The 9,325-nt window shown below is 57.5% G+C and carries 9 protein-coding genes and 1 tRNA gene; 3 read left to right on the forward strand and 7 right to left on the reverse strand.

The features are described 5' to 3' along the window. On the reverse strand, positions 1-812 hold an 812-nt coding region (htpG, locus tag EPO09_RS13775; protein ID WP_290643896.1), incomplete at its 3' end, for a molecular chaperone HtpG. Positions 813-969: 157 nt separating this feature from the next. On the opposite strand from htpG, the gene EPO09_RS13780 reads away from it, so the two are divergent. Together EPO09_RS13780 and EPO09_RS13785 are read left to right on the forward strand one after the other, a co-directional pair. Beyond that, positions 970-1,046, forward strand: a tRNA-Met gene (locus tag EPO09_RS13780). 138 nt (positions 1,047-1,184) lie between these two features. Beyond that, complete coding sequence (locus EPO09_RS13785) at positions 1,185-1,511, forward strand: hypothetical protein (RefSeq protein WP_290643897.1); 327 nt, start codon at positions 1,185-1,187, stop codon at positions 1,509-1,511. 58 nt (positions 1,512-1,569) lie between these two features. Here EPO09_RS13785 and EPO09_RS13790 read toward each other — a convergent pair whose 3' ends face one another. Next, positions 1,570-3,126 carry a methyl-accepting chemotaxis protein gene (locus EPO09_RS13790; RefSeq protein WP_290643898.1) on the reverse strand — a complete coding sequence of 519 codons (1,557 nt, stop codon included), beginning with the start codon at positions 3,124-3,126 and terminating at the stop codon, positions 1,570-1,572. Between the two features lie 254 nt (positions 3,127-3,380). Further along, entirely contained in the window at positions 3,381-3,863 is a 483-nt protein-coding gene (locus tag EPO09_RS13795) for a DUF3761 domain-containing protein (RefSeq protein ID WP_290643899.1), read from the reverse strand. A 568-nt stretch (positions 3,864-4,431) separates the two neighbouring features. Here EPO09_RS13795 and EPO09_RS13800 point away from each other — a divergent pair. Continuing rightward, positions 4,432-4,833: a hypothetical protein gene (locus tag EPO09_RS13800; RefSeq protein WP_290643900.1), complete on the forward strand. Its 402-nt coding sequence runs from the start codon at positions 4,432-4,434 to the stop codon at positions 4,831-4,833. A 944-nt stretch (positions 4,834-5,777) separates the two neighbouring features. Here EPO09_RS13800 and EPO09_RS13805 read toward each other — a convergent pair. From EPO09_RS13805 to EPO09_RS13820, 4 genes are all read right to left on the reverse strand, one after another. Next, positions 5,778-6,164: a hypothetical protein gene (locus EPO09_RS13805; RefSeq protein ID WP_290643901.1), complete on the reverse strand. Its 387-nt coding sequence runs from the start codon at positions 6,162-6,164 to the stop codon at positions 5,778-5,780. A gap of 14 nt (positions 6,165-6,178) precedes the next feature. Next, complete coding sequence (locus EPO09_RS13810; protein ID WP_290643902.1) at positions 6,179-8,053, reverse strand: hypothetical protein; 1,875 nt, start codon at positions 8,051-8,053, stop codon at positions 6,179-6,181. Between the two features lie 28 nt (positions 8,054-8,081). Then, positions 8,082-8,624, reverse strand: coding sequence for a hypothetical protein (locus tag EPO09_RS13815; RefSeq protein WP_290643903.1), 543 nt, complete (start codon positions 8,622-8,624; stop codon positions 8,082-8,084). A 362-nt stretch (positions 8,625-8,986) separates the two neighbouring features. Next, positions 8,987-9,325 (reverse strand): hypothetical protein (locus EPO09_RS13820; protein ID WP_290643904.1); only part of this gene is annotated, 339 nt, incomplete at its 5' end.

Below are 9,325 nucleotides of genomic sequence, written 5' to 3' on the forward strand. Positions count from 1 at the left end.
ACGCGGTTGTGCGTGTAGGCCAGCGGGGCTTCGCTGTCGTGGCTGATCTGCTTGTAGAACTCGTTGTACTGCTCTTCCGTGATGTCGCTCTTGGAGCGGCTCCACAGTGCAGCAGCCTGGTTGACGGTTTCCCATTCGTCCCTGGTGACTTGCTCGCCCTTCTCGGCATCCCACTCTTCCTTTTGCATCAGGATGGGCAGGGAGATGTGGTCGGAGTATTTGCCAATGACGTTGCGCAGCTTCCAGGCGGAGAGGAACTCGTCTTCGCCTTCGCGCAGGTGCAAGATGATGTCGGTGCCGCGGGTGGGTTTGGTCGTGGCTTCGACCTCGAAATCGCCCGTGCCTTCGCTGATCCAGCGCACGCCTTCGCTGGCGGCAGCGCCTGCGCGGCGCGATTCCACGGTGATCTTGTCGGCCACGATGTAGCCGCTGTAGAAGCCCACGCCGAACTGACCGATCAGTTGCGCGTCCTTCTGTTGATCACCCGACAGGCGGCCCATGAACTCCTTGGTGCCCGACTTGGCGATAGTGCCCAGGTGATCGATGGCTTCGGCTTCGCTCATGCCAATGCCGTTGTCACGGATGGTGAGCGTGCGGTTGGCCTTGTCGATGAGGATGCGCACTTCCAGATTGGGCGCATCTTCATACAGGCCGCTGTTGTCCAGCGCTTCAAAGCGCAGCTTGTCACAGGCGTCCGAGGCGTTGGAGATCAGCTCGCGCAGGAAGATCTCCTTGTTGGAGTAAAGCGCGTGCGTGACCAGGTGCAGCAGTTGCTTGACCTCAGCCTGGAAGGTGTGTGTTTGCTTTGTCATGGCGTGTTCTTGTGCAGACAATGGGTTGCTGAAAGAGGAACAGTGCCCGACATCTGATGGCTGCGGGGTCGAATTCAAGGGCAGGTCATCTTTTTTCGAATTTTTTTAACGGCACTTGCGCAAACAGCAAAATCTGCCATAGAATCTTGGTCTCGATGGCGCTTTAGCTCAGCCGGTTAGAGCGACGGAATCATAATCCGCAGGTCCGGGGTTCGAATCCCTGAAGCGCCACCAAAATTAAGCCTAGTGCGACAAGCACTTGGCGCTGAAAGCCACCCTAGCGGTGGCTTTTTGCTTTGTGACCACGCCATGCGATGTAAGGGCGGATGTAAGACAAAAAACGGGGTTTTGCACTGAGCACAGGAATGAACATTGAAAGCACGCAAGGGCCATGAGGCCCAGATCACCCTCGGTGAAGGCTGGCGCCAGTTCGCGTTTGATCGCCCTGACCTTGAATACATGGGCGTGATCCGGCGCGGCATCGAAATCGGTGCCCTGGCCAGAGACAAGGCCAGCGCGTTTTGGCAAGTCAATGGCGACATGCGCCAGGTTCTCAACTCAAGCAGGATTCAGGCGCTGCTGCGGTCGGCCAGACCAGCTCTCCGGCCTGCCCCCGTGGTACGCCAACCCACATCAGAACAGCGGGCGGCCGTGGTTGTCACCGTGAAGCCCAAACGACGGGTGATTGTTCGCGATTGAAGCAAGGCTAGCCGCCCCCTGCACAGCGGTCGGGGCGCGTATGCTTGCCACAGTTCATCTACCGCGACCTCGCGAGCTTGAAAATAGAAACAGCTTCCACCAACTGCTGGCCTTGGTTCTTCAGGCTCTCCGCAGCGGCGGCACTTTCCTCAACCAGAGCAGCATTCTGTTGGGTGACTTGATCCATCTGACTGACTGCATCGCCTACTTGTTGGACGCCTGAGCTTTGCTCAACCGTGGCTGAGGTGATTTCGGCCACTATATCGCTGACACGTTGGATCGAGTTGACGATGCCTTCCATAGTCTTGCCTGCTTCGTCCACCAAGTTAGAGCCTTGCTCAACTTGATCAACGCTGCGACCGATCAGGGCCTTGATTTCCTTGGCGGCTTCTGCGCTACGCTGGGCCAGCACGCGCACCTCCCCTGCAACCACAGCGAAACCGCGGCCTTGCTCCCCTGCTCTCGCTGCTTCAACTGCGGCGTTCAACGCAAGGATGTTGGTCTGGAAGGCGATGCCATCAATCACGCCGATGATGTCGCCAATCTTGCGGCTGCTATCGCTGATGCCATCCATGGTTGAAACAACCCGCCCAACTACTTCCCCGCCTTGCGCGGCAATCGTTGCAGCGCTCTGTGCCAACTGATTGGCTTGCCTAGCGTTGTCCGCGTTGTTGCGAACGGTGCTACCCAGTTGTTCCATCGTGGCTGCGGTCTCTTGCAACGCGCTTGCCTGCTCCTCGGTGCGCTGACTCAAATCAGCGTTGCCTTGTGCAATCTGAGAGCTGGCAGTTGCCACGCTTTCTGCGTTCTGGCGCACGTCGGCCACCACTTGTACAAGGTTGTCTTGCATACGACTCAAAGCCTGCAAAAGTTGTGCGGCCTCGTCTTGCCCTGGGGCAGCAATCCGTGATGTCAAATCGCCAGCAGCCACGGTATTGGCCACTTCCACAGCCTGCTTGATGGGAGTGACAATCGAGCGCGTAATGACCCATGCGAACACGACACCAATCAGAGCGCCAATGGCCATGCAGCCGATAGCCATCGTCAGGGCTGCGGAATACACAGACTTGGCCTTTTCACCTTCGTCTATCCCACCCTTGTTGTTCTGCTCAACATCCGCAGAAATTGCGCTTAGTGCTGAAGCGAAATCTGCTGCACTCTTACCTGTGGCCAAGGCCCGAGCTTGATCAAAGTGGGCTGCTCCGCCGTTTGACAGCTCCACCAACTCTGCGTCTGTCTTGAGCCATTGGTCTAACTTGGCGCGGATGTCGTCCGCCAACTTCCGCTCGTCGTCCCCAGAAAGGAGTGCTGGGTAGTACTCCTTCCAGGACGCTGCCAACTGAGCATCGGCCTTGCTTGCAGCTGCAATCTGCACGGCCTTTCCCTCTGGCGTTGTCTCAAGTACGTGGCGAAGGTGCGCCCGGCGCAGCGAGTTCGCGCTTGCCCGAATTACGCCAAGCACGCGAATGGATGGCATCCAACTGCTGGCAAGCATGTCTGCACCAGCGTTCACGCGTGAGATTTGCAAAATGCCCAACGCACCAATCAAGATGCTGATGCCGATCATGGCAATGAACGCAACCCATAGGCGGGAACCAATTCGCAGTGAGTTCATGAGCGTTGCCCCGAGTAAATCTCAAGAAGAGAGTCCTGAACACAAGCCGCTTGTGCGGCCATCATGGGCTACTCTTGGCTTGTCTCGGGGCTATCGGCAATGCTTTCACAAACTGGAGTCGATACTCGTCCCCCTGTGAAATATGGACGCTAGCCAGCAAGAGACGGCCGAGAAACCAAGGTGGTGTGGCCCCTTGGTCCCGCCAGAAAGAACAAAGCCCGCACGCGGCGGGCTTGATGCTCATGAAGTAGCGATTACTTCTTATCGAGCCACTGGGCAACGCCGCCATGGCGCGAGCAAGAACCAGAGTGCGTCTTGTTGTGGCTGTACGTGCCATCCTTGCACTGTGCGTTGGCACCTTCAGGCGACTGAGCATCGGCCTTGGCTGCTGCTGCTGCAGGTTTAGCCGTCGCTGGCTTTGCGACGGGAGCAACTGCAGGCGCTGCCGGGGCTTCGGTCTTGGCAACCGGGGCAGGAGCAGCAGGAGCCTTCACAGATGGCCGGGACTCCTTGCCGGCACCAGGTGCCTTGGCATCAGCAGCGGAAGCGGCTGCAGCAGCCTTCTCGGCCTTCTTTGCAGCCTTCTTATCGGCCTTCGACAGCTTGGCAGGGGCGCTGGCGGGCGCTGAGGCTGCGCTTGCTGCGGCATCTGCTGGTGCCGCCTTCGGCTTCTTGGCTTCGGCCGTGGTGGCCAGAGCCAACAGACACAGGGCAACGATTGGAAGGATGCGTTTCATGGTGGGCCTCACAGCGGGTTGGGAGATAGTTCCTTAACGCTGGCACGACTGGCTCGGATGACAGCAATCGTAGGCATACGCCGACAGCCCCTGTCACACATGACGGACGGCTTTCGCTTTTCTTCCTAGGAGGTCTGCGATGGGACTGTTTGATTCGATTACAAGAGAAGTGCTCGGCGCCTTGTCTAACGCGAACTCCGAGCATCATGCTGGGCTGCTCGATGCAGTCTCTGGGATGCTTAACAGTCCACAAATCGGTGACCTGAAGCACGTGTACAGGTGAATTTCGGCCGACATGACACCAAGTGGCTGATGCTCAGTGTGGCGACACTGACACCCATAGAACGATGCGTGCGCCTCCGTTTCAATTACTTGCAAATTTCATGATGCAAAATTGAAATTGTCATACGGCGATGCACTTTTCGCTGCTAACCTGATTTGGTTCGTTAATCAAAGCACGAAAAATATCAGGGAATAAATTCCAGGGCGCGATTTTGTCGCTGAACCGCAAGTGAGGCGGCAGCTTTGTTTTTCGTCTGATTGATGGGCATTGGCGAGGCGCATAAACATGTGCGCTTCGGATATTCAATCAAATCCTTTTATCAATATCATGAAAAAGATTGCAATCCTCGCTTTGGCTCTGGCCGCTTCTTCTGCTTTTGCCACGACCAGCGCCACGGGCAAAATCAGTTCCATCTCCTTCAGCAACCAGAACCAGACCTACACGGTGGCTCTGTCTGTGACTTCGGGCGCACCTGCTTCTTGCAACACCACTGCTACGTACGTCTTCCAATCGACGCGCGGTGACGCCAGCGTGAACGTCACGGGCGGCGAATCGCCGTCCTTCCCCCAAGGTTTGGAAATGCTGCTTGCTGCCTATAACGGCGCCAAGACGGTGACCATCAAGGGCCTGGGCATTTGCACCACGGCCAACGGTGCAGAGCAACTCGGCGTCGTGACGCTGCAATAATTATTGCAGACAACTCATATTTTAATATGGGTTGTCAAGGCTGGCTGATAAGTTGGCCTTTGGATTTTGCAGAACCCTCTCTGAATGGCGAGGGTTCTGCTATTTGTGCAATTGTGATATATAAAAAATTTCATCAGATTGCAGCCCACTCTCTGGATGGCCACGGCATAACTGGCCTGATAAAACAAATGGGTTAACCTCGCATTGCCCAGGGGTTCCCGCTGGGTTTCGACCAGCACGATGGACTCGAAGCTGTCTTGCTCGCCGTTCAAATGCGCCCGAGGCCACGCTCCTTCAACCAGCGGCAATTTCGACCGATGTGAGAAATCTGCACATCGACCCGGGCCCCCAGAACGGGGTTCCAGCCCTTCGCAGGTTTCGACCACTACAAGTCAAATTTGAGGCGTGAGCCTGACAAGGCAGATGCCCAAAGTGGGCGCCTGCTTACCGAGAACCCCACTTTGGGCCCATCGAAGCGGGCGCCTACAGCCAAGTGACTGAAAGCGTACACGTTTGGCGTGTACCCCTTGGCCCTCCAGAAAGAACAAAGCCCACCACGATGATGGGCGGGCTTCTTACCTAACCGATGGCGGCCATCAATCAGGCTGAGTACAGTCTAGGCCGGCATTGTTGCTGGATCGTGTCTGCCTGAGCCAGGCAAGTAAAGACGTGGGGCAGTCACCGGCAATAGGCCACAACAATGATGGCTCACAAGGTGCGCAGTTTCGTGCGCGGAAATGCGCGGAAACTGTTTCGAAACTTCGCAGTGCTGGTGGCCGTCTTCCCTAGCGTGGGCGGTTTCTAAACGTTCGGAAACTGCGCGGAAACTTCGCAGATTGCTTTGCGGGTTTCGTGGCAACTTGGCTGGAAACCATTGCCGTGTAAACCTCGCCCTGGCGCTAACCAGGGCACTAACCATCCGCGCTAACCTTCCGCAATGTCGATCAGCAAAAGCACAGTTGAATCCCGTTCTTTTGCTGCATGTTCACCATGTCAGTGATGGACACCATCGCCGCCGAGATGCGTTGCTGATAGTTCTCGAAGGTTTCAAGCGGGCTGCAGCGTTCACCAAGGAAGGCAATTACAGCCAACTCAAACTCAGCACAGGCAGCGCTGTACTGAATACTGGCGCTGGCCATCGCCTCATTGCCTACGCTCATGGCTAAGCCTTCATGCCCAGCGCCCGCAAGGCTAAGCACCTCACCCCTGGCCCGCTGAACCTGATTGCTCAGGCGGTCCATCGCAGCGGATAGCTTGCCTGTGGCGACTTCGAATGCATCCGCCTCTGAGATCCCGACACGACGCGGGCTGGTGGTGTTTGAATTGCTCATTGTTGCGCTCCCCATTAACGACCAATCAAGATGGACATCGGCATCATGGACGGGTCGAAATGGCGCCCGCCCGCTGCAGGCCCAGACATCTCTTTGGCCTGATGCTTCGTCACCACCTCGGCCACCTTACGTCCATCCATGTGGTGATGCGTATGAACGTGAATTTCCTTGCTTTGCGGCTTTACCGTCTCGATGCCGGAGTCGCCCCATGATCCAGTGGCGCCGCTGCTGCCCCAAGAGCCTGTTGCACCACCGGATTGATAGCCAGGAACGCCATTGATTGCCAAAGCCTCCTTGGCCTCTTTGCTTCCGAAGAAGGCGAAGATTCGCGCCATGGTTTCACCCATCTTGTCGGCTGTTTTGGTGCCTTCAATCATTGAGTAGATCAAAGATCCGAACACCAAGCCGCCGCCCAGCGCCAGCGCCAAACCACCCGCGCCGGACGCAGCCAACCCCAGTCGGCCAATTAGCCCAGTTGCCTGGCCAGCCGCGCCGAACTCCATTCCAAGGCCACCAAGACCCGCCTTGAACAGCGCCAGCGAGCCACCAGCAGCGGCCAGCCCGGTCAAAGCCAGACCCGTGCCGGTGATGGCGGTGGTCAGCGTCGGGAACTCCTGGGCCGTGTTGGATACCGCTTTGAGCACTGCTGTCAGGGCCTCAACTCCCTTGATGGCTGCCGGCAAGATGGTCAACCCAAGTTCACGCATCGCATCCGTCCATCGGGCTTGCAGTTCGCCAAACTTGCTGTTTGGGTCGTCGCCATAGGCCTTGATAACGGCGTCATACCCCATCGCGTTCTTCGCCAACTTGGCGTCCCGTGCAATTTGCAAAAGCTGGGTCGACATGATGGAGCCTTGGTTGCTCGCGGTTCGATTGCTCAAAAGGTCGTTTGTCGCCTTGAGGATGTCTCCTTCACTCGTGACGCCGTGAGCAGCCAGCGCAGGCAGGAATACCGTCCGCATCCATGCAGTTGGGTTCGACTGCAAAAGATCTCGGCCCGTGATGTCTGTCATCACCATGGATTTGAGACTCTTACCGCCCACTGTGGCGTGCTCCTGCATGGCGATGTGACCCAACCCATACTCCTGCAGCAGGGCCATTGTCTTTTTGGGAGTGCGCCCACCAATCAGGTTCTGATACAGGCTCATGAACGAGGTGCCGGCGCGTGCGCCACCTTGCTCCTGCAGCAGCAAGGCCATATTCAACACACCCTCATCAGACAAGCCTCGGAAGGCCGTGCCGCCCTGTTGCGAGAACTGATCCAGATCCCGGAACTGGACGAAGCCGCCCGAGCCCGTCACAAGCTTTTCAGCCAGATCCAGGTTGCGCTTGAAGCTGGCAATGTCATGCGTGCCGCCGCGTCGGTCAATGAAATGAAGCAGGCCACGGGTGCCGCCTTCGTCAATTTCGCCAACCTTGCCCTTAAAAATAGCTGCGTTAGCCATGTTGAGTTGGGAAAGCATGGGGGCTACTTGCCTTGCCAAATCAAAGCTGCCGAACAGGCCGACGCTCTCGCTCATGGTTGTCATCAACTGCTTGGCTGACACGCCCATGACATTTGCACTTCGGGCGAACTGGTCTGCCTGGCGATTCACAGCATCCCCCAGGTTCAATGCCTTGAACTTGGTGAAGGTCAATTCATATTCGCGGGCCGCATCAATCGGTCCTTTGAACATCGCAAGGCCAGCCGCGCCAAAACCAGCGAGCATCCCGCCCGCCATTCCTAGCTTCTGGAGGCTGGACATGCGCTCATGCATGGTCTTGAGCCCATTGTTCACGTCCCGCACGTTTCCATCCGCCTTCATGAGTTCTTTGGCAATGAGTGAAAGCGCAGGCGTTACGCCGTTGATGATTTCAATTTTTACTGCGACTTTGTAGGCTTCAAACATTTGTCTTCTCTTTCGAAAAAATGAGGTTTCAATGAACGGTGCCCACCTCTAGCGCGGGATCGGTCAGCAACCAATCGAGGCCAAATGGCTTGAGGACATCGACAAAGGACTGAGGCGCCACGTCGGCACAGGCGCACATGGCAAGGTCACAAGCGCCACGGCTCAACCCACCATCAACGCGAATAAGCCGGCTTAGTTCAATTGCGTCATCGACGCTAAAGCCATGTGCCATGCAGACCTCAATAAGCCCAGAAAAGGTCTTGAAGTCGCGCTCCTGTACTGCCTTCCCAAAATCGGGGGCGTGCAAGGCGTCATCGCCGATGGTCGACAGCACAGCAGCCATGCGCGCAGTGCTGATGCTTTCGACAGGCATTGCCACGCGTGGAGGTCTTGCTGGTGCGGGAGCGGGCAGCTTGACCGCCTCTGCCGTTGCACGGTCGGGTGCCTCTCGTTCGCCGCGCAACGTGAACGACCAGGCCGTGTGCCGGATGCGCACCCAGCCACGCGCCTGAAGATACGACACGCCTAGAAACAGGTCGTCCTCGATGGACTCGCTGCGGGGCGACAGCATTTCTCGCATCGTCAACGGGTCCGGGGCACGCTCATGGAGCCACTGAAGCGCACGCCATTCGCGCGTTGTCAAAGGGCCAGTGTGTTGGCCCGGAAAGACTGCGGCCGTTTGGTCGGCCTGCTGTGTGCCTGGAGTCATTGGGAGTCCTTGTTGGTGGGGGCGCCCGCATCGGGCAACGTGTGGTGTGTCGTGGCCCTGTGAGGCCAGCTGGCCAGAGCGCCGGCCATGCGATGGAAGACAACCTGGCCTGCTGTTTCTGTCATGCGCCTGTCTTGCACGTCTGGCGTGCCTGCCTCAGGGGCCCGGCCCTGAAAAGACGCATGACGGACATCGGCCTGCTGTGAGGTCGCGAAAGTCATGGCTCAAACCAGGGCCAACTGGCCGCCAGGGTTGGCGGGTGCATCGGGAATCGCCTCAACCTCAGGTAAGGTCAGGTCTTCCAGGTCTTTGACTAACTCGCCCAGGTTGAAGCCGATGTGCTCGGCGCTGACCAACTCCGGGCCCATGCCCAGGTCTTTTTCATGAGTTGCATACCGCAGCCTGCTTTCAAGGGCATTCACTTGAGCCTTGAGTGCCTTCAAACGGGAAGCCACGCGAGCCAATGCTGCACGGGTCTTGTCTGGCACGGTGAAGCCAATGAGTTGGGCTGCAATTTGCAACTGAGCTGGATGAACATGCACGACGCCACCCTCATAGGTCGG

It is taken from the genome of Aquabacterium sp. (assembly GCF_004297345.1).
Classification (GTDB): domain Bacteria; phylum Pseudomonadota; class Gammaproteobacteria; order Burkholderiales; family Burkholderiaceae_C; genus Aquabacterium.